At 47.0% G+C, this 23,317-nt stretch carries 15 protein-coding genes, 15 tRNA genes, 2 rRNA genes and 1 pseudogene; 2 read left to right on the top strand and 31 right to left on the bottom strand.

Going from position 1 to position 23,317, the window contains the following annotated elements:
- On the bottom strand, positions 1-672 hold the full coding sequence (locus MKY95_RS27965) for a PspA/IM30 family protein (RefSeq protein ID WP_017692312.1): 672 nt from the start codon (positions 670-672) through the stop codon (positions 1-3).
- 35 nt (positions 673-707) lie between these two features.
- The gene (locus MKY95_RS27970) at positions 708-1,016 is read right to left on the bottom strand and encodes a hypothetical protein (protein ID WP_017692311.1); all 309 of its coding nucleotides are present in this window, start codon (positions 1,014-1,016) and stop codon (positions 708-710) included.
- Between the two features lie 583 nt (positions 1,017-1,599).
- Between MKY95_RS27970 and MKY95_RS27975 the strand changes: the two genes are divergently transcribed.
- Positions 1,600-3,963: a helix-turn-helix domain-containing protein gene (locus MKY95_RS27975; RefSeq protein WP_339195489.1), complete on the top strand. Its 2,364-nt coding sequence runs from the start codon at positions 1,600-1,602 to the stop codon at positions 3,961-3,963.
- 439 nt (positions 3,964-4,402) lie between these two features.
- Here the strand turns inward: MKY95_RS27975 and MKY95_RS27980 are convergent, their stop codons facing one another.
- The 19 genes from MKY95_RS27980 to MKY95_RS28070 all read right to left on the bottom strand — a co-directional run bounded on the left by MKY95_RS27980 (position 4,403) and on the right by MKY95_RS28070 (position 13,183).
- Positions 4,403-5,329, bottom strand: a complete 927-nt coding sequence (locus MKY95_RS27980; RefSeq protein WP_339195491.1) for a class I SAM-dependent methyltransferase — start codon at positions 5,327-5,329, stop codon at positions 4,403-4,405.
- Positions 5,330-5,512: 183 nt separating this feature from the next.
- Positions 5,513-5,591 (bottom strand) — tRNA-Leu (locus MKY95_RS27985).
- Positions 5,592-5,597: 6 nt separating this feature from the next.
- Positions 5,598-5,671, bottom strand: a tRNA-Cys gene (locus MKY95_RS27990).
- Positions 5,672-5,677: 6 nt separating this feature from the next.
- Positions 5,678-5,752, bottom strand: a tRNA-Gly gene (locus tag MKY95_RS27995).
- A gap of 4 nt (positions 5,753-5,756) precedes the next feature.
- Positions 5,757-5,831: transfer RNA gene (locus MKY95_RS28000), tRNA-Gln, on the bottom strand.
- A gap of 23 nt (positions 5,832-5,854) precedes the next feature.
- Positions 5,855-5,927, bottom strand: a tRNA-His gene (locus MKY95_RS28005).
- Positions 5,928-5,956: 29 nt separating this feature from the next.
- Positions 5,957-6,030: transfer RNA gene (locus tag MKY95_RS28010), tRNA-Trp, on the bottom strand.
- 6 nt (positions 6,031-6,036) lie between these two features.
- Positions 6,037-6,122: transfer RNA gene (locus MKY95_RS28015), tRNA-Tyr, on the bottom strand.
- A gap of 9 nt (positions 6,123-6,131) precedes the next feature.
- Positions 6,132-6,207, bottom strand: a tRNA-Thr gene (locus tag MKY95_RS28020).
- Between the two features lie 20 nt (positions 6,208-6,227).
- Positions 6,228-6,303 (bottom strand) — tRNA-Phe (locus tag MKY95_RS28025).
- A 95-nt stretch (positions 6,304-6,398) separates the two neighbouring features.
- Positions 6,399-6,476, bottom strand: a tRNA-Asp gene (locus MKY95_RS28030).
- Between the two features lie 27 nt (positions 6,477-6,503).
- Positions 6,504-6,577 (bottom strand) — tRNA-Met (locus tag MKY95_RS28035).
- A gap of 17 nt (positions 6,578-6,594) precedes the next feature.
- Positions 6,595-6,670: transfer RNA gene (locus tag MKY95_RS28040), tRNA-Val, on the bottom strand.
- 67 nt (positions 6,671-6,737) lie between these two features.
- Positions 6,738-6,809: transfer RNA gene (locus tag MKY95_RS28045), tRNA-Glu, on the bottom strand.
- Between the two features lie 9 nt (positions 6,810-6,818).
- Positions 6,819-6,910, bottom strand: a tRNA-Ser gene (locus MKY95_RS28050).
- Positions 6,911-6,913: 3 nt separating this feature from the next.
- Positions 6,914-6,989, bottom strand: a tRNA-Asn gene (locus MKY95_RS28055).
- Positions 6,990-7,055: 66 nt separating this feature from the next.
- A 23S ribosomal RNA gene (locus MKY95_RS28060) occupies positions 7,056-9,982 on the bottom strand.
- A gap of 312 nt (positions 9,983-10,294) precedes the next feature.
- A 16S ribosomal RNA gene (locus MKY95_RS28065) occupies positions 10,295-11,846 on the bottom strand.
- Together the 16S and 23S rRNA genes with 15 tRNA genes alongside form the textbook arrangement of a ribosomal RNA operon.
- A 458-nt stretch (positions 11,847-12,304) precedes the next feature.
- Positions 12,305-13,183, bottom strand: a complete 879-nt coding sequence (locus tag MKY95_RS28070; protein WP_240768309.1) for a nucleotidyltransferase-like protein — start codon at positions 13,181-13,183, stop codon at positions 12,305-12,307.
- Positions 13,184-13,305: 122 nt separating this feature from the next.
- Here MKY95_RS28070 and MKY95_RS28075 point away from each other — a divergent pair, with 122 nt between their 5' ends.
- On the top strand, positions 13,306-13,695 hold the full coding sequence (locus MKY95_RS28075; RefSeq protein WP_339195494.1) for a DUF2614 family zinc ribbon-containing protein: 390 nt from the start codon (positions 13,306-13,308) through the stop codon (positions 13,693-13,695).
- Positions 13,696-13,945: 250 nt separating this feature from the next.
- Here MKY95_RS28075 and MKY95_RS28080 read toward each other — a convergent pair whose 3' ends face one another.
- From MKY95_RS28080 to gatC, 10 genes and pseudogenes are all read right to left on the bottom strand, one after another.
- Complete coding sequence (locus MKY95_RS28080; RefSeq protein ID WP_339195497.1) at positions 13,946-15,610, bottom strand: glycosyl hydrolase family 18 protein; 1,665 nt, start codon at positions 15,608-15,610, stop codon at positions 13,946-13,948.
- A 203-nt stretch (positions 15,611-15,813) separates the two neighbouring features.
- Positions 15,814-16,236: a peroxide-responsive transcriptional repressor PerR gene (gene perR, locus MKY95_RS28085; RefSeq protein ID WP_026081471.1), complete on the bottom strand. Its 423-nt coding sequence runs from the start codon at positions 16,234-16,236 to the stop codon at positions 15,814-15,816.
- Between the two features lie 167 nt (positions 16,237-16,403).
- Positions 16,404-17,297 carry a DUF4097 family beta strand repeat-containing protein gene (locus MKY95_RS28090; RefSeq protein ID WP_339195499.1) on the bottom strand — a complete coding sequence of 298 codons (894 nt, stop codon included), beginning with the start codon at positions 17,295-17,297 and terminating at the stop codon, positions 16,404-16,406.
- Positions 17,294-17,818: a hypothetical protein gene (locus MKY95_RS28095; RefSeq protein WP_339195501.1), complete on the bottom strand. Its 525-nt coding sequence runs from the start codon at positions 17,816-17,818 to the stop codon at positions 17,294-17,296. The genes MKY95_RS28090 and MKY95_RS28095 overlap by 4 nt, the downstream gene beginning before the upstream one ends.
- A 26-nt stretch (positions 17,819-17,844) precedes the next feature.
- Positions 17,845-18,438, bottom strand: a complete 594-nt coding sequence (locus tag MKY95_RS28100) for a hypothetical protein (protein WP_036667995.1) — start codon at positions 18,436-18,438, stop codon at positions 17,845-17,847.
- Between the two features lie 146 nt (positions 18,439-18,584).
- Complete coding sequence (locus tag MKY95_RS28105) at positions 18,585-19,295, bottom strand: MgtC/SapB family protein (protein WP_017692302.1); 711 nt, start codon at positions 19,293-19,295, stop codon at positions 18,585-18,587.
- A gap of 32 nt (positions 19,296-19,327) precedes the next feature.
- Positions 19,328-19,792: a GNAT family N-acetyltransferase gene (locus tag MKY95_RS28110; protein ID WP_036607041.1), complete on the bottom strand. Its 465-nt coding sequence runs from the start codon at positions 19,790-19,792 to the stop codon at positions 19,328-19,330.
- Between the two features lie 96 nt (positions 19,793-19,888).
- Positions 19,889-21,328, bottom strand: coding sequence for an Asp-tRNA(Asn)/Glu-tRNA(Gln) amidotransferase subunit GatB (gene gatB / locus MKY95_RS28115; RefSeq protein ID WP_036667996.1), 1,440 nt, complete (start codon positions 21,326-21,328; stop codon positions 19,889-19,891).
- Between the two features lie 26 nt (positions 21,329-21,354).
- Positions 21,355-22,810, bottom strand: a pseudogene (gene gatA, locus MKY95_RS28120) (Asp-tRNA(Asn)/Glu-tRNA(Gln) amidotransferase subunit GatA).
- 27 nt (positions 22,811-22,837) lie between these two features.
- Complete coding sequence (gatC, locus tag MKY95_RS28125) at positions 22,838-23,125, bottom strand: Asp-tRNA(Asn)/Glu-tRNA(Gln) amidotransferase subunit GatC (RefSeq protein ID WP_036607033.1); 288 nt, start codon at positions 23,123-23,125, stop codon at positions 22,838-22,840.
- Between the last annotated feature and the right edge of the window lie 192 nt (positions 23,126-23,317).

Here is a 23,317-nt window from a genome sequence, read left to right on the forward strand (position 1 = left end):
CTACTCCTTTCTGTCATTGTTCAATTTCTGTCTTAAGCGTTCCAGTTCCTTATCCAGCGTAGAGGATGACATGCTGCCAGTCACTCCTGAACCATCTTGATTCATCCGCCGGATATCGCGGAGACTTTGTGCTTCATATTCGAGATCAGAGACTTGGTCATCCAGTCGGTTAAACATACGGGGTACATTCTGACCGTTGTGATTGCCTCTCTGGTTCATACGTTGCTGTAACTGAATCGTCTGCATACGAGCGTAGTAATATTGGCGTTTGCTGTATACATTCTGATATTCAACCTTCAGCTGGTCGATCTGTTCATCCAACTCCTGTAATGCCGCATAACTTTGTGCATACAATTCATTGTACTGTTCCATTTTTTCCTCGTGGAGGATTTTCTCCTGCAAGGCCAGCTTAGCGAGATGTTCTTCCCCTGCTTTCAGAGCCATGGAAGCCTGTTCTTCCCGTTTGTTCACCATACCTGCTGCCTGATCGGCTTGTTGTTTCATTTGTCTGGTATGGCTTGCATATTGATGACGAAGTTTCTCGGCTTCACCGATGTCTTGGCGGGTCGAGACCAAGAACTGATCAATCAGTTTGACTGGGTCCTGACTTTGCTCCAAATGTTCGTTCAGATTAGCTACGGTAATATCCCGCATTCGACGAAATACACTCATTATGTTCTGTCCCTCCTTTTCATAATCGTGAAAGCTTAGTACCGACCACGACGACTGCGGTTATTGCTTAGCATTGAGATACCAAAGATGATTAACCCGATCGCGATGATCGGTCCGATCAACCATGCCAGTTTACCCATCAGTGAGATGATACCGATGATGAGAACAATCCAGCCAAGCATCACATTCCCTCGTTTAACTCCGTAGTATCCCAGTGCAATCATCAGGACCGGAATCAGATAACCCATTAAGTGTCCAAGAAGTGGAGTTAACTTTCCGAAGAGGAGTAGTGCACCTAGCGCAATCAATACAATCGCCCAGCCATTTCCCTTATTCAATCTCATAATTGTTGTTCACCGCCCTTTCCATTCTTTCCTTTTAATGTGTTGAGTCATTTGTTCGTTTGTTTCTTGTTTTTTGTTTCCGTGTTTCTTGTTTAACCTTATGTCCTTATTCTAGGGGATTCCGCGACTTTTCAAAACAGACCGTGGACGGTTTTTCATCCTAGACTCAGGTCGGGGATCTAGTTGGACCTTTGACTGTCCCTATACAAGACCAACGTTCCACCTAAGCTTAATAGCACTCCAGATACCTTCTATTACCCGTATACAGGCTCTACTTCACCCGATGTCACTAGGTAGAGAGAATGATGTCCATGTCTCTATTTACGTTCACACTGCAATTTCGTTTCTCATGATTCCGTATTGGATAGTCAGTCCAAGCCGTTTCTCTAACCTTTTCTGCAAAATCATCTATCAGCAATCCCTTATCTCCACTTCTATACCCTCTCATAAAATTACTTATTTATCCAAATAAACAAAATTTAGATTGTTCTATATGTAAGCGTTTACTAAAATAGAAAGTGTTACTATTTCTAATGTCAGGGGTGGAACTGAGACTGTGCGACCAATCAGCTATCTCCATAAAATGATCATCTTTGGAATCCTGTTAAGCACCCTGCCCATTTTGTTAACGGGAATTGCCGCATTTATCTATTCATCAAACCAAACTGAGCTGCATCGTACGCAGGCCAACAGACAGTTGCTGGAACAAATGCAATCCAACGTAGAACACAAACTCGCTACAGTCAGTTATATGCTTGATCAGGCCGTTCGCTCTCCGGTAACCCTCCGTTCCCTGTCTGCTTCTTCTTCACTAGAGGGGAAAGGGCCTTTGCTTGCCGACAAGCTACAGAACGAATTTCAGAATATGAGGTCATGGGAACCTTTGTTAGATATTACCCTGGTGAATCAATCTCAGAATTGGCTTATTGATCATGCCGGATTATATCGTAATACGGATTTTCCACTGGCTCTTCCCATGAAGGAATTGATATCGGATACGCTAACCTCTGGATGGCAACTCTCCCCTTCATCGGTGTTCAGTAATGATGAGCGTTCACCAGGTACAGGCTGTATCTATCATATTGCCCTTGCGAGATCTATTCCGAATCTGAATACATCTTCCGATGCTGCCCTGATTGCCGGAATCCCTGCATGCTCTTTGCAAAATACACTAGGAGAAGCCTCCTTAGGCAATGCTGCCTCAGGACTGATCATTTTGAATCGGGAACAACGTATCTTGGTCCATCCCGATCCTGTATACATTGGACAACCGTTGTCTGCCATTGGATTACAGGATCGGGATACGGAAGCCAACATAACCAAACTATCACCCATCACATTTTCAACAGGCTTTGAAAAACGGGAAGTTAAGATCGCCGATACACATTATTCTCTGACGTATAGCCCTTCTACCTTAAAAGGATGGACTTATGTTCTAATCTCACCTACCAATATTCTGACACAAGAATATATCGATATCGGATTGCACACCTTTTATATCAGTATCTTCTTACTTTTACTTTCATTATTACTCGCCTGGCTCGGCTCCAAGCGAATGCATGTCCCGATTCGTAAACTTTTAACCCAACTTGGTGACAACCACCTGTCCAAAGAAGGAAACACGGTAGCTCAGCAATCACCACCATTTTCTGATGAGTTCGAACAGATCAGAGCAGGGGTCTCACAATTATCTGCTTCTCGCTCCCAATTAGAGAACACACTTAATGTGCATCTATTGCAGATTCGCAATCATTTTATGATGAATCTGTTCCAGGGTAAGATCCCTGTTCATACTCTTCATGACGCCCTGAATGAATATGGCTACACGCATCAGGTTCGGGAATGGCAACAAATTGCTGTTATTACACTACAGGCCGATCTTGTTAATCATACAAAATATAGAGCTAGTGATCGTGATCTCTTATTATTCGCTATTCAAAATATATTGGAGGAAACGGTTGTGCATAACCAACAATTGCTTCCCATTGTGCTGGAACATACGGTAGTCACGGTGATTGGGACCGTTGAACAGGATCAGTTTATTTTTTCACAGCAGCTATATGTATTAACAGACCAGTTACAACAACAGATGGATAAGATTCTAGCTCTTCAAGTCAGTATAGGATTCAGCCAGCCGCACAGCTCTCTATATCACATCTCTCAAGCTTACACAGAAGCCATGGAAGCACTAAGGCATCGGATGAAGCTGGGAACAGGCATTATTTTTCAATATGAGAACATAGATCATTACACTCCCACTTGGTCCATTATCTACCCGGAATCATTGGAATATTCATTGATCCAAGCTATTCAAAATGCGGACGAAGCCCAGGCCTCTGCTCTTCTGAAACAACTGCTTGAAGTGATCTTTGGTATGGAGGTTACACCGGAGGAGTATGAGGTGGCTCTTACGAGGCTACTCACGCATATTTTGCAAATGACTCAGGAATCCGGCATACGACTCGGACAGATCTCCCAAGGTCGTGGTTCGATGTTTCATGAACTTCATGCTTTGCAGTACGCTGCTGAAGTTGAGGAGTGGTTTAACCATCAAGTCATCTTGCCCGTCATTCAGGTTTTTAAAGCGAGACAATATGCCCAGTATCAGCATATATCTGAGAAAATGATTGCCATGATTCATCAAGATTATGATAAGGATCTGACGCTTGAGGAATGTGCTATGAAGCTTCACTACAATGCCAACTACTTAAGTAGTGTTTTCCGCAAAGAGACAGGCTGTGCATTTAGTGAATATCTGACCAAGTACCGATTTAATATCGCTAAAAAATGGCTGGACGAAAGTGATCTAACCGTTAAAGATATCGCAGCACGACTTCGGTACAACAATCCGCAAAACTTTATCCGATCATTCCGTAAATGGGAAGGAATCACCCCCGGCCAGTATCGGGAGCGTAAGCAGAAAGCAGAAGTATCGAACAGAAATTAGACAAGGAGCACGATAGTAAGTCGTACTCCTTCGGCCAGCTCGGATACCTATCCGTATAGCTCCCCGAACAGGGATAGGGCTCAGACCTGTGACAACTCGATTAACCGTGGAGTGCTCTACCAACTGAAATATCAGGGAATATGCTTCAGAGATCATTCTCTGAAAACTAGGTCTGTGTTTTGTTTCGTTGTCTCGAACAGCTCTAAATAAACGAGGGTCTGGTTCAAAGCGGTCGATGAATTAGTGGCTTCAAAAAAGAGGGAGCACATAACCTGCTCCCTTCAATTACAACTTTACTTCTGCAATCTTAACTTCTATGTTTCAACCGTTCATCTTTTGGCACAGCGTTGTGATGCTTCCTAGTGTCATCTTAGACGTTAGACTACATTGTCTCCGTCTCAATTCCTGATTATCATTACACGTGCCACGCTTATGCGATTTAGCGCTTATCCTTAGTGCGAACTGTTTTCATATTGGGCTGTTCAAGTTGAATTAGAATTTTACCAAATCTTCCTCCACGTGAGAAGGTCACCGTACTATCCTTGTACGTATCGCTAATGTAATCCTCAGCCAATCTGAGGGAATCTTCATCCGATGGTAACTCATACGTATTAAGCCATTCTGGCAGCTTCTCGATAATCTCTTCCACCGGTACTTCAAATGAGTTAACTTCTCTCGTAATGATCATCGTATAAGAATAGCCCTTCAAATACAGCAACTGTTGGATATACCCCATATCACCGGCCTTGTGTGAAGAAGTTACACCCAGTACATCCTTAAGTTCATTCATTAGTGTGTGTTCCTTCTGTCCCGCCATAGTACTTATATACACATACTTCCGGGCACAATTGATCGCCTGCTCAATCGTTTCCCAATCCGACATCGCCGGACACATGGATGCAAATGCAAAGTCATATTTCTTCTCCCAGCCTTTATCCTTAATGGAGATTTCTTCATATCGTTCGTTTACGATTTCGATTTTGGATTCCAGAGCTGGAGGTATCGTCTCTTTCATAAGGGAGACAAGCAACTCAGAAGGCTCAACTGCGGTCACACTTGCCCCCTTTTCTGCAAAAGGAATGGTAAATATGCCTGAAGCGGCTCCAATGTCCAAAATGGATAATCCTGCGAATTCCACACCCTGGTTTTCAATCCAGCCCATAATGCGTTCAGAACGCTGCTTTCCTTCTTCAGTGAACGACTGTGCATGATAATCCCTGGCCCATCGCTCAAAAGCTTCTTCTATATTAGAGGGGACGCTTTTCTTCTTATATTTTGAACTTCTCGGACGATTCTTCCATGCCTCTTCCCATACAGAAAGATCAAATAACAGATCTGTATCCGATACATTTTTTCCATTAGTCACTCTACTTCACTCCTCCATATTAAAGACTTTACTTATCTACAATATACTCAATATAATCATACGTCAATCTTTATTAACGTCCATCTTCTCTTACTCTAGATTTTCTTACTGCACATAAATCGTTTCATATAAAATAAAAATAGCCCTACACATTGCATAAGCAACATGTAGGGCTATTCAATATACCGGCGAGAGGACTCGAACCTCCACGGTTTCCCACTCGATTTTGAGTCGAGCGCGTCTGCCATTCCGCCACGCCGGCATATGCTGGAGGCGCCACCCAGATTCGAACTGGGGATAAAGCTTTTGCAGAGCTGTGCCTTACCACTTGGCTATGGCGCCATATTTTGGAGCGGACGACGGGAATCGAACCCGCGACCCTCGCCTTGGCAAGGCGATGCTCTACCGCTGAGCCACGTCCGCATAATGGCTGGGGATATAGGATTTGAACCTATGCATGACGGAGTCAAAGTCCGTTGCCTTACCGCTTGGCTAATCCCCAATAAAAAAATGAAAAAACAAAGGGGCGATCGAGGGGAATTGAACCCCCGAATGCCGGATCCACAAACCGGTGCGTTAACCACTTCGCCACGACCGCCATAAAAGGTTATTTTCTAAAAATTTAATTGGCAGGGGCAGCAGGAATTGAACCCACACCAACGGTTTTGGAGACCGTTGTTCTACCTTTAAACTATGCCCCTAAAAACTGGTGGAGGATGATGGATTCGAACCACCGAACCCGTACGGGAGCAGATTTACAGTCTGATGCGTTTGGCCACTTCGCTAATCCTCCAGGATTACATGGTGCCGGCGAGAGGACTTGAACCCCCAACCTACTGATTACAAGTCAGTTGCTCTACCAGTTGAGCTACACCGGCATATTAAATTATTTTAAAAATGGTGGCTCGGGACGGAATCGAACCGCCGACACGAGGATTTTCAGTCCTCTGCTCTACCGACTGAGCTACCGAGCCATAATAAAGTCTAATCTTAATTCCTTACACTTTATATAGGGCATCAGTGCCATACAGCAGATGTAGTGAACAGTTTGCCTCATGTAAAGATTAAATGGCGGAACCGACGGGATTCGAACCCGCGATCTCCTGCGTGACAGGCAGGCATGTTAGGCCAACTACACCACGGTTCCAGATCACTTTCTCAAAGGAAAGTATAATTGCGGGGGCAGGATTTGAACCTGCGGCCTTCGGGTTATGAGCCCGACGAGCTACCGGGCTGCTCCACCCCGCGTCGTTATAAAGTTTATATGGTGGAGGCTGAGGGGATCGAACCCCCGACCCTCTGCTTGTAAGGCAGATGCTCTCCCAGCTGAGCTAAGCCTCCGAACAACACATTTATGATCATACCATAATCTTGTTGTAAAAATCAACTTCTTTTTTTGAAGTTATTATGACCCGTAGGGGATTCGAACCCCTGTTACCTCCGTGAAAGGGAGGTGTCTTAACCCCTTGACCAACGGGCCTTAATATTATGGCGGAGAGAGAGGGATTCGAACCCTCGAGACGCTTGTGACGCCTACACGATTTCCAATCGTGCTCCTTCGGCCAGCTCGGACACCTCTCCATATGGCTCCCCGAACAGGGCTCGAACCTGTGACAACTCGATTAACAGTCGAGTGCTCTACCAACTGAGCTATCAGGGAATATGCTTCAGAGATCGTTCTCTGAAAACTAGATTCGAAACGAAACATGCGAATTACAACTTGCTATTGGATAAGCCCTCGACCGATTAGTACTGGTCAGCTCCATGCATTGCTGCACTTCCACCCCCAGCCTATCTACCTCGTCGTCTTCAAGGGGTCTTACATACTGGGAAATCTCATCTTGAGGGGGCTTCACGCTTAGATGCTTTCAGCGTTTATCCCGTCCGTACATAGCTACCCAGCGGTGCTCCTGGCGGAACAACTGGTACACCAGCGGTACGTCCATCCCGGTCCTCTCGTACTAAGGACAGCTCCTCTCAAATTTCCTACGCCCACGACAGATAGGGACCGAACTGTCTCACGACGTTCTGAACCCAGCTCGCGTACCGCTTTAATGGGCGAACAGCCCAACCCTTGGGACCTACTTCAGCCCCAGGATGCGATGAGCCGACATCGAGGTGCCAAACCTCCCCGTCGATGTGGACTCTTGGGGGAGATAAGCCTGTTATCCCCAGGGTAGCTTTTATCCGTTGAGCGATGGCCCTTCCATGCGGTACCACCGGATCACTAAGCCCGACTTTCGTCCCTGCTCGACTTGTAGGTCTCGCAGTCAAGCTCCCTTATGCCTTTGCACTCTTCGAATGATTTCCAACCATTCTGAGGGAACCTTTGGGCGCCTCCGTTACTCTTTAGGAGGCGACCGCCCCAGTCAAACTGCCCACCTGACACTGTCCCCGCACCGGATTACGGTACCAGGTTAGAACCTAGATACGATCAGGGTGGTATCCCAACGTTGCCTCCACGCAAGCTGGCGCTCACGTTTCAAAGGCTCCCACCTATCCTGTACAGATCGTACCCAAATTCAATATCAAGCTGCAGTAAAGCTCCATGGGGTCTTTCCGTCTTGTCGCGGGTAACCTGCATCTTCACAGGTATTAAAATTTCACCGGATCTCTCGTTGAGACAGCGCCCAAGTCGTTACGCCATTCGTGCGGGTCAGAATTTACCTGACAAGGAATTTCGCTACCTTAGGACCGTTATAGTTACGGCCGCCGTTTACTGGGGCTTCGGTTCACAGCTTCGGGATTGCTCCCTAACCACTCCCCTTAACCTTCCAGCACCGGGCAGGCGTCAGCCCGTATACTTCGCCTTACGGCTTCGCACAGACCTGTGTTTTTGCTAAACAGTCGCTTGGGCCTTTTCACTGCGGCCCCCTCGTGCTATTCACACTACCGGGGCACCCCTTCTCCCGAAGTTACGGGGTCATTTTGCCGAGTTCCTTAACGAGAGTTCTTCCGCGCGCCTTAGAATACTCTTCTCGCCTACCTGTGTCGGTTTGCGGTACGGGCACCATCACCTGGCTAGAGGCTTTTCTTGGCAGTGTGAGATCATGACCTTCGCTACTATAATTTTCGCTCCCCATCACAGCTCAGCCTTACAATGTGCGGATTTGCCTACACATCAGCCTTACTGCTTAGACGGACATCCATCAGTCCGCGTCACTACCCTACTGCGTCCCCCCATTGCTCATAACGGCTTACGGTGGTACAGGAATTTCGACCTGTTGTCCTTCGACTACGCCTTTCGGCCTCGCCTTAGGTCCCGACTTACCCTGAGCGGACGAGCCTTCCTCAGGAACCCTTAGGCTTTCGGCGGATCAGATTCTCACTGATCTTTTCGTTACTCATACCGGCATTCTCACTTGTATAATGTCCAGCGCTCCTTACGGTACACCTTCAACCCTTATACAACGCTCCCCTACCCCTGATGCAAAGCATCAAGCCATAGCTTCGGTGGTGTGTTTAGCCCCGTTACATTTTCGGCGCAGAGTCACTCGACCAGTGAGCTATTACGCACTCTTTCAATGATGGCTGCTTCTAAGCCAACATCCTGGTTGTCTGTGCAACTCCACATCCTTTCCCACTTAACACACACTTGGGGACCTTAGCTGATGGTCTGGGCTGTTTCCCTTTTGACAATGGATCTTAGCACTCACTGTCTGACTCCCGGAAGTAAGTCTATGGCATTCGGAGTTTGACTGAGCTTGGTAACCCTTGCGGGCCCCGCACCCAATCAGTGCTCTACCTCCACGACTCTGTTTTCCGAGGCTAGCCCTAAAGCTATTTCGGGGAGAACCAGCTATCTCCGAGTTCGATTGGAATTTCTCCGCTACCCCCACCTCATCCCCGCATTTTTCAACATGCGTGGGTTCGGGCCTCCAGTGCGTGTTACCGCACCTTCACCCTGGACAGGGGTAGATCACCCGGTTTCGGGTCTACGTCCACGTACTCATTCGCCCTATTCAGACTCGCTTTCGCTGCGGCTCCGGCTCTTCACCTTAACCTTGCACGGGAACGTAACTCGCCGGTTCATTCTACAAAAGGCACGCCATCACCCCTAAAACGGGCTCTGACTTTTTGTAAGCACACGGTTTCAGGTTCTATTTCACTCCCCTTCCGGGGTGCTTTTCACCTTTCCCTCACGGTACTGCTTCACTATCGGTCGCTAGGAAGTATTTAGCCTTGGCAGATGGTCCTGCCGGATTCATACGGGGTTTCACGTGCCCCGCACTACTCGGGATCCGTCTCGGAGGGAACAGACTTTCAACTACAGGGCTTTTACCTTCTTTGGCGGGCCTTTCCAGACCTCTTCGCTTAACCGGTTCCTTTGTAACTCCATGTGAGACGTCCCACAACCCCAAAGAGCAAGCTCTTTGGTTTGGGCTTCTCCGCGTTCGCTCGCCGCTACTGACGGAATCACTATTGTTTTCTCTTCCTCAGGGTACTTAGATGTTTCAGTTCCCCTGGTATGCCTCTACACAACCTATGTATTCAGTTGTGAGTAACTGGAAATTACCCCAGCTGGGTTTCCCCATTCGGACACCCCCGGATCAAAGCTTGCTTACAGCTCCCCGAGGCAGTTTCGTTGTTCGCCACGTCCTTCATCGGCTCCTAGCGCCTAGGCATCCTCCGTGTGCTCTTAGTAGCTTAACCATATTGCTCCGGATTTTGACTGCTCGCTTCCCTTGGTTTGCTTACGCAAAGCCAAAAGTCGCTCCCATTCAATACCATCGCAAAAGCAATTTAACTACCGTTTTTATTAAAACTTGTTTAACACAAGTTCAGCTAAAAAGGAATGTTCTAATTCGCGTTTGTTTCGTTTCGATATCTAGTTTTCAAAGAACAAGCTCCATGCAAAAGCAAGCTGTTTGAGAGTTTGAGCTCTCAAAACCGAACAACGAGTGAGTGTTTTGCAGCTAAGCTGCAGTTTTGAATGTTTCCGTTGCAGGAAACGATTCTCCATAGAAAGGAGGTGATCCAGCCGCACCTTCCGATACGGCTACCTTGTTACGACTTCACCCCAATCATCTATCCCACCTTCGGCGGCTGGCTCCTTGCGGTTACCCCACCGACTTCGGGTGTTATAAACTCTCGTGGTGTGACGGGCGGTGTGTACAAGACCCGGGAACGTATTCACCGCGGCATGCTGATCCGCGATTACTAGCAATTCCGACTTCATGCAGGCGAGTTGCAGCCTGCAATCCGAACTGAGACCGGCTTTGTTGGGATTGGCTCCATCTCGCGATTTCGCAGCCCGTTGTACCGGCCATTGTAGTACGTGTGTAGCCCAGGTCATAAGGGGCATGATGATTTGACGTCATCCCCACCTTCCTCCGGTTTGTCACCGGCAGTCTATCTAGAGTGCCCACCCGAAGTGCTGGCAACTAAATATAAGGGTTGCGCTCGTTGCGGGACTTAACCCAACATCTCACGACACGAGCTGACGACAACCATGCACCACCTGTCTTGAATGTTCCGAAGAAAAGGTACATCTCTGCACCGGTCATTCAGATGTCAAGACCTGGTAAGGTTCTTCGCGTTGCTTCGAATTAAACCACATACTCCACTGCTTGTGCGGGTCCCCGTCAATTCCTTTGAGTTTCAGTCTTGCGACCGTACTCCCCAGGCGGAGTGCTTAATGTGTTAACTTCGGCACCAAGGGTATCGAAACCCCTAACACCTAGCACTCATCGTTTACGGCGTGGACTACCAGGGTATCTAATCCTGTTTGCTCCCCACGCTTTCGCGCCTCAGCGTCAGTTACAGCCCAGAGAGTCGCCTTCGCCACTGGTGTTCCTCCACATATCTACGCATTTCACCGCTACACGTGGAATTCCACTCTCCTCTTCTGCACTCAAGTCACCCAGTTTCCAGTGCGATCCGGGGTTGAGCCCCGGGATTAAACACCAGACTTAAATGACCGCCTGCGCGCGCTTTACGCCCAATAATTCCGGACAACGCTTGCCCCCTACGTATTACCGCGGCTGCTGGCACGTAGTTAGCCGGGGCTTTCTTCTCAGGTACCGTCACCTTGAGAGCAGTTACTCTCCCAAGCGTTCTTCCCTGGCAACAGAGCTTTACGATCCGAAAACCTTCATCACTCACGCGGCATTGCTCCGTCAGGCTTTCGCCCATTGCGGAAGATTCCCTACTGCTGCCTCCCGTAGGAGTCTGGGCCGTGTCTCAGTCCCAGTGTGGCCGATCACCCTCTCAGGTCGGCTACGCATCGTCGCCTTGGTGAGCCGTTACCTCACCAACTAGCTAATGCGCCGCAGGCCCATCCCCAAGTGACAGATTGCTCCGTCTTTCCAGTTTCCTTCAGGCGAAGAAAACAATTATTCGGTATTAGCTACCGTTTCCGGTAGTTGTCCCAAACTTGAGGGCAGGTTGCCTACGTGTTACTCACCCGTCCGCCGCTAAGTATCAGAAAGCAAGCTTCCTATCAACTCCGCTCGACTTGCATGTATTAGGCATGCCGCCAGCGTTCGTCCTGAGCCAGGATCAAACTCTCCAATAAAGTATTGAAAAGAGCGATAAGCTCATTTTGAATCTGACGAGATTAAAAATCTCAATTGTGCTCCAGTCGATCCAAGCCAAGGCTCGTTTCAAACTTTTGCGTTCATTCTGCAAGCAGAATGTTTACTCACTCGTTGTTCAGTTTTCAAAGATCAAACATGATTTGTTTCACTTATTTTTCGTCTCAACCAAGTTTCGGCGGCGACTTAAATAATGTAACACATTTCGTTTGTTTTCGTCAAGAACTATTTTTGATTTCTTTTTTTGAAGCTTTAGTTCTTCACTTTTCCTCTGAAGAATTTATCGTTTGTTGACGATAATCTCGTTTGAGGAACGAAATATAATGTATCATATATCGTGAATCAGAGTCAACCTCTTTTTATAAATTTTTAAACAAACAAAAAAGGAAGGTTTCCCCTCCCTTATGTGATCAATATAATGTCAGGCCTCTGGAGAAGGTTATGCCTCAATCCAATACCGAATTTCCCTACCCTCTCCTTCGATCGATGGCCATCCTGCCGATTCTTTTACAATAGAACGAAAGACCAGCTTACGTATAACCAAAGGCAGATCTTCTCGAACAAATCTTAACTGCGGATGATGAACAAGTTCATTCATGCTCCACGGCTCCTTGCGACTTCTTAACACACGCAGCAGCAGTTCTGAGCATTCACTCATTTTGGACATTACGGAAAACTCACAGGCAAGCAGGACAAGTTCTACTCGCTGCTCCAGCGTCTCCGAGCTTACGGTAAGCTCTTGATATAGTTTCCATAAAGCGCGATCCAGATTCTGCACATGTGTCCAGACGGCATGATCCGGGTATATCCCCTGTTCAATCAATACAATTCTTGCCCAGTTCCCCAGAGCCTCTAATACATTGTAGTAGGCGTCTACAACATGACCTTCCTGAATATGACGTTTGGCCTCCACATACATTCTCAAGAAACTGGTGAATTCATGAAGCAGCTTCTGCTCACGCAATTCTGCCCCAAAGGTAGACAGTTCTTCTCGCAAATCACTTAAGGCGCTATCCGCTTCCCAGATAATCTCACCTTCAATCAGACACTGGGTGAGATTATTATGATTCCCGGTTACTACACTACTCTTTAATTCATGACGGCTCGCATAGATCATCTGATAACGAAGATCACCATATCTGTAATGTCCCACCGCCGACTTCAATTGATCATCATTATGAACAACAAGTACTAATAATTCGAAATCTTGAATTAGGGAGCCGTGGAATCGCTCTCCCGGGTGGGAATAAGCGATAGCCCCAACTGCCCCTGTCTCTTCCGACTGTTCGGACAAAAAAGCAAGGTTCTTTAATTCCACGATTCCCTCCATACATTTCATGGCAGATAAGCGCCAAGTCAGTTATAATGTAATTCTACATCCAGACTGAAGTTTCCTTCTTTTCCAGGTCCAATACTACTCATACGATAGGAGCATTTTTCATGATTTTTAAATCAGCAAAAATTAATGCTTTTCGCACTTGGGGATTACTACTGACCATGCTAGGTATGGGCCTAATGATACTGGGAACAGCCGGGATTGTATTCTGGGGACATGCAGGCAAGGTATTCGCAGCTGTAGGACTTGTCATCGGACTGATTGCCATGATGGCCAGTCTAGCCATTTATTTCTGGGCGGGTATGCTCTCCACCAGCGCAGTACAAGTCGACTGTCCGGAATGCGGGAAGTTAACCAAAATGCTTGGCAAAACGGATCGTTGTATGTTCTGTCATACCATCCTCACCCTAGACCCTAATAAGGCCAATATGACCAGTCAACAACTGAAAGCGCCTTCTACACAAGCTCCCCCACCGATGGTTAGCACAAAATGATCTCCAACGTTAAATGTTTTACCTTAATTTCATTGAAGAACAAAAAAAGGCCCGGTATGTTTACCGGACCTTTTTGGACTTGGCTTATAAGTAAGCCCTTGTTGCTGTTATCAATAGCTAAGATATGAAATTATGTTATAAGTTCTACGACCAATAAAACGGTAGACTGTACGTATGATGGTATCCAAGGAGAAACTTTGAGCTTAGCGAAAACAAATTGAACCAAGCAGACACTCTGAGTTCGAGTAAATTATTTCTGGTAACCGGCCTGCTTCAATACCTCCCATGCAGAAGCATTAGCAAAACTCCGATTCCATGCTGCTACTCCGCCCAGATTCAACGAAGCAATCAAATCCACCCGCGCCTGAAGGGACACGGCATCTTCGATCCATATTTTCTTGGTAGCTCCGTCTTCCTTATATTCCACATAGTTCTGTCCACTTGCCTGATCCAGTTCAGGTTTGAGTTTCTTCTCTTGGATCAGCTCCACGATGGTATTCATGCCCACCGCTTTGGAAGACACTTTAACCTCACCCTGATCATTCGTCTCTTCCGTCCATATCCGGGTATAGAGCGGAACCGCCATGATCAACTTGTTAGAAGGGACTTCATCCTCCTCAAGTATGCGTCTCATGGAAGCCTCGGTCCAAGGCAGAGATGCAACCGAACCTGCCTTAGGACTGGCCGCCCAATGTTCATCATAAGCCATCACAATAACATAGTCTGCAAAAGAACCTAATGCACGGCGATCCAGAAAGGCAGACCACATCTCACTGTTCGATTTTGGTGTTACATCGATTGATAACATCAATCCATGTATACGAGCCATCGCCTTGATCTCGCGCACAAACTGCGTAATATTCGGCCCGTCATCGGTATACACGTTCTCAAAGTCGATGTTGATACCATCCAGTTGATACGTCTGTGCATACTCTAACATCTGCTCAATAATATGCGTGCGTGTCTCGTAAGAAGCTACAGCTTCTTTGGTAACGTCCGGATCAAAGCTGTTATCCATGAGTCCCCATACTTCCATACCCGAACGGTGAGCCCAGTTCACATAAGCTTGGTTCCCCTTGCTTTTCACAGTGCCCTGTCCATCCGTAATATGAAACCATGTGGGGCTGACCACATTCACACCAGGCATTTTACCGATAGAGCCCACATCAGGCTGACGATTGTACACGGCTTCCCAAACCAGATTTACCGGTTTATTCTGCCACTTCTTCTCTGCTGCAGTCAGCGTATACTTGGGCAAGTCCACCTTCTTTTTCTCGGTGAGGACAATATAATCATTATCTACATATCCGGCATATCCATTATCGAGTTGGACAAAACTCTGTTTATCACCCGTCTGCCATACACGTACCCTTGCATCCTTTTCCATATCGGCAATGATTGGTGAGGATTCTCCCCCACGTTTATATAACGGCACGGTCTTGTCCGCTTTGGATGACAACGTATCAACCTCTGCATATTGTATCGTGTCTCCTCCACGCATCAGCAGTACAGCACCTGTTACCGAATCCTCCTGTATGGTGATGCCGTACACTTCCTTCAAAGGTTTGAGTGGAATGTATGCTTCTCCATCCTTAACCTCAGGCTTAACCGTCATAGGATAATCCTTGTGATTAAGTTCTGCTTGTGTACTGTCCTCTTTCATATGAAGAACTCGCTGAGGGGAGGCAATAATGATATCACCCGACTCTGGTTCATAACGTATTCCCGCATCAACTGCTTCTTGCAGCACATCTACAGGCAACTTGAGTTGATCTCCTGTACCCAGAGCGTCTCCATCCATCAGTTGGCCATCTACAAAAATAGGCTGGCTTCTTCCTACCCAGTCGGGGTCTTCATGGGTCTGGTTCAACCATACATTTGTTATAAGCCAGTAAGCCCCCCGGCGATCAGACAAGCCCCGAGAAAACCGGGCCAAAATGAACGTCGCTTCTGACGTGTATATCTGCTTTTTCTACCCAAACGTCTACCTCCGTTAATTATGCTGATCATAAGGATGTGCGCATAAGTTGTTATAAAGATGAGCATTTTGCATAAATGCTAAAAAAACGTGAAGAATCCATACTGAATTCTGCACGTTAATATTGTAATTCAACTCTCTTAATCCCTGCAACTTTTGCAAACGCCATATACTTCCAATCGGTGACCGTGTACTTCGAATCCTGTACTAGACTCCGCCTGAAGCTCTACACTTTTGAGTGAAGGATAGCTGAAGTCTTCAATCTTGCCGCATTGATCACAGATAACATGATAATGATCCGTCACATTGGCATCGAAGCGACTTGAATTATCTCCGTATGTCAATTCCCGGACCATGCCAGCTTCCAGAAACATCTTCAAATTATTATATACCGTTGCCACGCTCATACTGGGAAATTGGGGTTCAAGGGCTCGGTAAATTTCATCGGCTGTCGGATGCCCCATGGATTCCATCAGATAGTTCAATATGGCATGACGCTGGGGTGTAATACGGACACCGGTCGTTTTCAGATGCTCCAACGCATGTTGGACACGTGTTGCCATAAAACCCACCGCCTTACCTTTCATTCTCTGGTGAAGAGTAAGTTACTGTCTCCTCGCTCAGAGTTGATTCCCGGCCATTAAGAACGACAATCCATCTTTCATGCCGTGTAATCTTGCCAGTGTACATTTATTGTACGGCGATTACAAGTTTATTGTCAACGCGGCAGTCAAGGAACCTCTGTAGAATCCTCCTGGGAATTTGGTCCGTCCTCGGTAGTCTGTTCCAGATTCTCAGCCGTATCTTCAGAATCAGGTGTAACTGTTTCAGGCGTAGATACAGCCGGGTTACTCTGAATGGTGAGATCACTGTTGCCTTCAATTTTCACCCTGTACTCGCCCTCACCGAGCTGGCCTTCTATGGTTTTATTCTGTACTTTGAACGGCAGATCCGTACTTAGATCTCCATAACTGCTGGAACCCGCAAGACTGTAGTCTCCACGATCAGGAAGTAATACGTTAATGGCTCCCACCGCACTGTACACATCCCAGTCCCCTCCGACTTTGGTAGATACGATGTTAATACTGCCATTAAGTGATTGGGCTTTGATTCCCAGATTGGCTCCATCCAGCGTAATATTGCCGTTGCGTGTCTCTGCGATGAATTCACCAACGGAGTCCGCAATACTGATACTTCCCACTTGTGTAGCAAGATCTACATCGCCGGAAATACCGCGAGCCTTCATATCTCCACGGTTACTGTCCAGATCGACATTACCAATGGCGTTGGCTACAATGACATCCCCGTTCAACGTTTTCCCGGAGATATCTCCAACAGCATTGGTAATCCGGATACGTCCGTTACCCGTTTCAGCCAGTATGGTACTAATGGCTTCCGGACGGTTTAATAATATGGCTCCATTGGAAGTTCGAATATCCAGATTAAAACGACGATCATCCGGGATCGTAATGGTAAGATTCATCCGTGGCTGCGTTTTTTCATTGTCTCCATACGTCTTGCCTGTAGCTTTGATATAAATCACTTTTGTACCATCGGCCTCTACAAAAGAGGCTGCTGCAACGGCCTTTGCCTGTACTTCCGTCGTCTGATCTACCCAGATCACCGTCCGTACTTCAATCTCATCCGTATCGTATCTCCGCGTTGTACCGAGATATCTCCGTTAACACCTTCGACCACCAGATCTGACGTATCCATGCGAACAGGTACACGAATCGTGCCCTTATCCTCCATATATCCTGCCGCTTGACTATAGTCCATGGATGCCGCTCCGAGATTTAGACTCACTCTATTCCATAAGTGCATGTAGTGATCCTGCTCGGTGACGATAAATACGGAAGCTGCCAAAATCAGTGAGGTTAGAATGCCTTTGGCATCGGGTCTGAAGCGTACTTTGATTTGCTCATCAGGATTGCTCGGGTTATCCGATTGCACCTTGTTTCTTCTGCGTGTCCACAGGAACAGCACAATATATTCAACACCCAAAACAACGAGCAAAAATGGCCACCAGTCCACCATCTCATATACGTAGTCAGTTCCCCACCGTTTATCCAAAATCAACAGCACACCGACCGCTATGATTAAGGCGGCAGCCGTATAGCGGCCAACCCGGACTTTACGGTTCATCACGTTCCCTCCTTGTATCGTTTCCACTACATTTTTTTCTTGTTCAACATCACCCAGAACTCACGACCAAACAGAAGCAAACCGCCTACGATCATGAGAACCGCAAATGAATATCCGCCGTACATGGCGAGAAGCTCTTGAAACCAACGTGGTTTGCGGAAAAAAAGTACCATTAAAGATCCTCCCACAATGAGAAGTAATCCAAACGATATGCCTCTCTCCCAGACCATCATTGCATCTCGTGTAGAACGTTCATTGGTTATCGGCTTGTCCGAAGTTGCCTGGGTTACGGCTCTACGTCTGCGCATCATGACCCAATCTGCAGATTGCAACACATCATATACATTGTAAAAGTAAATAACCGGAATACACAAAGCCAGCAAGATGAGCAATGGCACATTGATCTGTATACCAATGGATGAGAAGTACAACACTGCTGACAGATCAAGCAAAACAAGCAGCATAAAGGTCAAACCCCTCATGTACAATCTCAGATAAATATGACCCAGACCAGGAATAATGGCACTCAGTAATCCCGCAATAAACTTGTGAGTCCGATTTCTGACCGGTTTGGTCTGAACTGTACGAGTCTTTTGGTTCAATTGACGTCTCCGTTTCATAACATACTCCTCTCTTCTGATCTGACCTTCCGCTCTTCATGCATTTGGTTAGATAGTACCCTAAAGAGCAAGGAGAGTAACTGGAAGAAATATGGATATGACCAAAAACCCTCCGGCACTACTGGCCTGGGGAGGGTTGTAATTCATTATTCGATCGACACCTTGGTAACGTGTTCCCATTGTCTTAACTTGGATACCAAGCCTACCGTTTGGAAATCATGCGGTACCTGAACATGTAACACAATCTCAATTTTACGTTCAACCGACACCATCTCTGCATAAGCCAAGTCTTGTTCATTCACGGTAATTTTACGAATTTTGATCTTCTCCTGCTCCATACATGAAGACAGTTGTTCGAGAAAACCGGGTTCTGACAAGGTATGAAGTGTAACTACATGCAGTTTGTTCCCTCGTAGATACCTTAGCTCTAATTTGTTAAATACCCAGAGATTAAGCAATACCAGAACGGTGGATACGATAGAGGCAAAAAAGAATCCCGCACCTGCTGCGAGCCCAATGGCTGCAACAACCCAGATTGAAGCTGCTGTAGTCAGTCCGGTAATGGATTTTCCCGTGAAGAGAATTGTCCCTGCTCCCAGGAATCCGACACCAGTAATTACAGCAGTAGCCAGACGCGCTGGATCAATCCTTACGTTTAATTCATTAGCAAAATCTTTAAAGCCATAAACAGACAACATCATAATCAGTGCAGAGCCAAGACATACCAGGATATGGGTACGCAAACCGGCAGCATGATTGGACCGTTCCCGCTCCAGGCCTACGAGCCCTCCAAGCAGCATAGCCAGCAATAATCGTAATAAAATGTGCCACTCATCAATGAACCAGGGATCGCCCAAAGTCGGTATTCCTCCTCAAGTTGTTAATATTATTAAAGTTTATTCTTGTGAAAAGTCGTTAATTCCACTCCAGGTGCAATCTGTGTGACCTCCACGGGATTAAAACCAAATTTGGTGTACAGATTCACTGCGGGCTGATTCAACGTTCCTGTGGAGACGATATAACGCGGAAGATCCGCATGCTGTTCCAACACATACGTCATCAAAGATGCCGCAATTCCCTTGCGAAAGTGATCCGGGTGCACCATCATTCGTGTAATGGTCAGTGTATTCTCCTCTTCCTCCGCTACAGCGACAGCCCCGATAAGCTCTCCGTCATCATGGATACAGCCATAAAAACTCTCTCCACAATCCCGAAGTGTCTCCATCGTATCCATCAAAGGAGGAATCTCCTGAAATCCGATGATTTCGGCTTCCAATCGATAAGCTACATGTTGTAGTCTCCATAACTGTCCCAACGTCTCCAGATCACTCAGTGACAATGGTTGAATGTTCATATCCGTTCCCCCGTCCGAAATACATTTGTATCTATCAATACCAAAAAGAGGCTGTCACAGGGACGAGCCTCTTTCTGTCCGGCCTCACCGGAAGGATTAGCGGTTCAGTACATCTGCAAGCAGTTGGTTGGCTAGAGCGGGATTCGCCTTGCCTTTACTTTCTTTCATAACCTGACCAACAAGGAAGCCAATGGCTTTTTGTTTACCAGCTTTATAGTCTTCCACGGATTGAGGATTATTCGCCACAACCTGCTCAACGATGGCAAGAATGGCACCTTCATCACTAATCTGCACAAGACCCTTCTCTTCAACGATCTGCTGTGGAAGCTTGCCGCTCTCCAGCATTTCCTTGAATACCGTTTTGGCGATTTTGCTGTTGATTGTGCCCTTCTCAAGCAGGCCAATCATCTCACCCAAGCCTTGACCTGTCAGTGGAACTTGAGTCACTTCAAGGTTGCTCGTATTCAGGTAACCCAGCAAGTCGCCCATGATCCAGTTGGATACGGACTTCGCATCCTGAGTGTATTTCAGACTATCTTCAAAAAGATCTGCCACAGCTTTGGAGGAGGTAATAACCTCTGCATCATAACTAGGCAATCCATAATCAGCCGTGTAACGCGCCTTGCGCTCGTCTGGAAGCTCCGGTATGGTAGCTCTGATCCGCTCTTTCCAGGCTTCGTCAATATGCAAATTCACCAGATCCGGGTCCGGGAAATAACGATAGTCATGCGCCTGTTCCTTACCACGCATCGACAGTGTTTTCCCTTGAGCTTCGTCCCAGCGACGCGTCTCCTGAACCACTTCACCGCCATCATCCAGAATCTCAGCCTGACGGTATTGTTCATATTCCAGACCACGCTGAACACCACGGAAGGAGTTCATGTTCTTCAGCTCGGCTCTTGTTCCCAGCTTCTCCTGTCCATGTGGACGCAAACTGATGTTGGCGTCACAACGCAGTGATCCTTCTTCCATCTTCACGTCCGACACATCACAGTACTGCATGATTGCACGCATTTTTTCAAGATACGCACGTGCCTCTTCCGGAGAAGAAATCTCAGGTTCGGATACAATCTCCACAAGTGGAGTACCGACACGGTTAAAGTCCACCAAAGACGCGTATCCGCCATCGATATGTGTAAGCTTCCCTGCATCTTCTTCCAAGTGAAGACGTGTAATGCCGATTCGTTTCGTTTCACCATTCACTTCGATATCAATCCAGCCATTCTCACCGATAGGTTGATCGAATTGCGAGATCTGATAGGCTTTGGGTGAATCGGGGTAAAAGTAGTTTTTACGGTCAAACTTGCTGACATCAGCAATCGTACAATTCAGGGCCATCGCTGCCTTCATGGCATAGTCTACCGCCTGACGATTCAGTACAGGCAGTACGCCCGGATGTCCGAGACAGACCGGGCAGGTATGCGTATTCGGCGGAGCTCCAAAAGCTGTGGAGCAGCCACAGAAAATTTTGGAGTTGGTATGCAACTCCACGTGGACTTCAAGTCCAACGACCGTTTCATATTTAGATGCGGACATTTCTATATTCCTCCGTTCCGGGCAGTCTACAGCTGCGGACGCTGCTTATGGAATTCTGTATTTTGTTCAAACGCATGCGCTACACGCAATACGGTTGTTTCATCAAAGGCTTTACCGATAATCTGCAGACCAACAGGCAATCCATCCGAGAATCCACATGGAATGCTAACAGCAGGTACACCAGCAAGGTTAACCGGAATAGTCAAAATATCGTTCAGATACATCGTAAGTGGATCATCCACCTGTGAACCCAGTTTGAACGCCGTAGTTGGTGCAGTTGGTCCGATAATCACATCATATTTGGCAAATACATTGTCGAAATCCTGTTTGATCAATGTACGTACCTTCTGTGCTTTCAGATAATAGGCATCATAGTAACCCGAGCTGAGTGCATACGTTCCGAGCATGATACGTTTTCACTTCCGGACCAAAGCCTTGACTGCGGGACTGATGGTACAGATCCAGCAAGTTATCCGGATTGTCAGCACGCACGCCATAACGTACACCATCAAATCGAGCCAAGTTGGAAGAAGCCTCTGAAGATGCCAGCAGGTAATACGTAGCCACCGCATATTCGGTATGCGGAAGGGATACTTCTTCCCATGTTGCCCCGAGCCCTTCAAGAACTTTCAATGCAGACAAAACCGTCTCTTTCACTTGTGGATCTACGCCTTCACCGATGTATTCCTTCGGAACAGCAATGCGAAGCCCTTTGACGTCACCTGTCAGTCCGCTCAAATAATCCGGGATTTCTACTTTTGCAGATGTCGAATCTTTGGCGTCATAACCAGCAATAGCTTGCAATACATAAGCAGAATCTTCAACATTTTTCGTCAAAGGACCAATCTGATCCAGGGATGATGCAAATGCAACCAATCCAAAGCGGGAAACAAGTCCGTACGTCGGCTTCAATCCAACAACACCGCAATACGAAGCAGGCTGTCTGATGGAGCCACCTGTATCTGATCCAAGCGTGAAGTATGCTTCTCCCGCAGCTACAGCTGCTGCCGAACCACCGCTGGAACCTCCTGGAACACGATCAAGTGCCCATGGATTACGTACAGGGGAGAAACTTGAATTCTCATTGGAGCCGCCCATGGCGAATTCGTCCATGTTGAGTTTACCAATAGTTACGGTGTCCGCAGCTTTCAATTTCTCGACAACTGTCGCGTCATACACCGGGTCGAAATTACGAAGGAATTGGCTACCACACGTCGTGCGCAGTCCGTTCGTAACGATGTTATCCTTAATGCCTACAGGCAGACCAAAAAGCAAACCTTTCTCCTCGCCGCTAACCAGACGGTCATCCAGTTGACGTGCACGAGCGCGTGCTTGTTCTTCATCCAGTGCCAAATATGCCTTAACTTTATCGTCATGCGCGCCAATGTTCTGATACGCCTGATCCACCAAATCGCTGACCGACAGCTCTTTGGCATGCAGCTTGTTATGTAACTCAGGCAACGATTGTTCAAATAAACTCACAGTTTTTGTCCTCCTTCCGGTTATCCGTTATTCCATTACTGCAGGCACTTTAAACTGCCCGTCTTCTTCTTCCGGTGCATTGCGCATCACCTGTTCAATCGACAGGCTTTCTTTGGTCTCATCTTCACGCATAACATTGCTTACGTGCAGAACGTGAGTGGTGGGCTCGATGTCTTCTGTATCCAGCTCATTCAGCTTTTCTGCATATTTTAAAATCGCGTTCAGCTGACCTGTCAGGGTCTGTTCTTCTTCAGCAGTCAAGTTGAGCCGGGCCAGCTTGGCCACATGCTGAACGTCATTATTCGAAATACTCATTAGCGGATGCCTCCTTCATTCGTTCTGATTCCCGAAACGACCTGAAACGAATCGCTCGTTTAACGGGCTAAAGTCTCAAGATAACTTTTTTCATTATAGGTGAGATAGTTCGACAATTCAATGCAAATGACCTGACAGGCTTCCGGGAAGCTAAAATCAAACTTATAAAATCAGGACCACCCGTCCAACGGG

The organism is Paenibacillus sp. FSL P4-0176, assembly GCF_037975265.1.
GTDB classification, from domain to species: Bacteria; Bacillota; Bacilli; order Paenibacillales; family Paenibacillaceae; genus Paenibacillus; species Paenibacillus amylolyticus.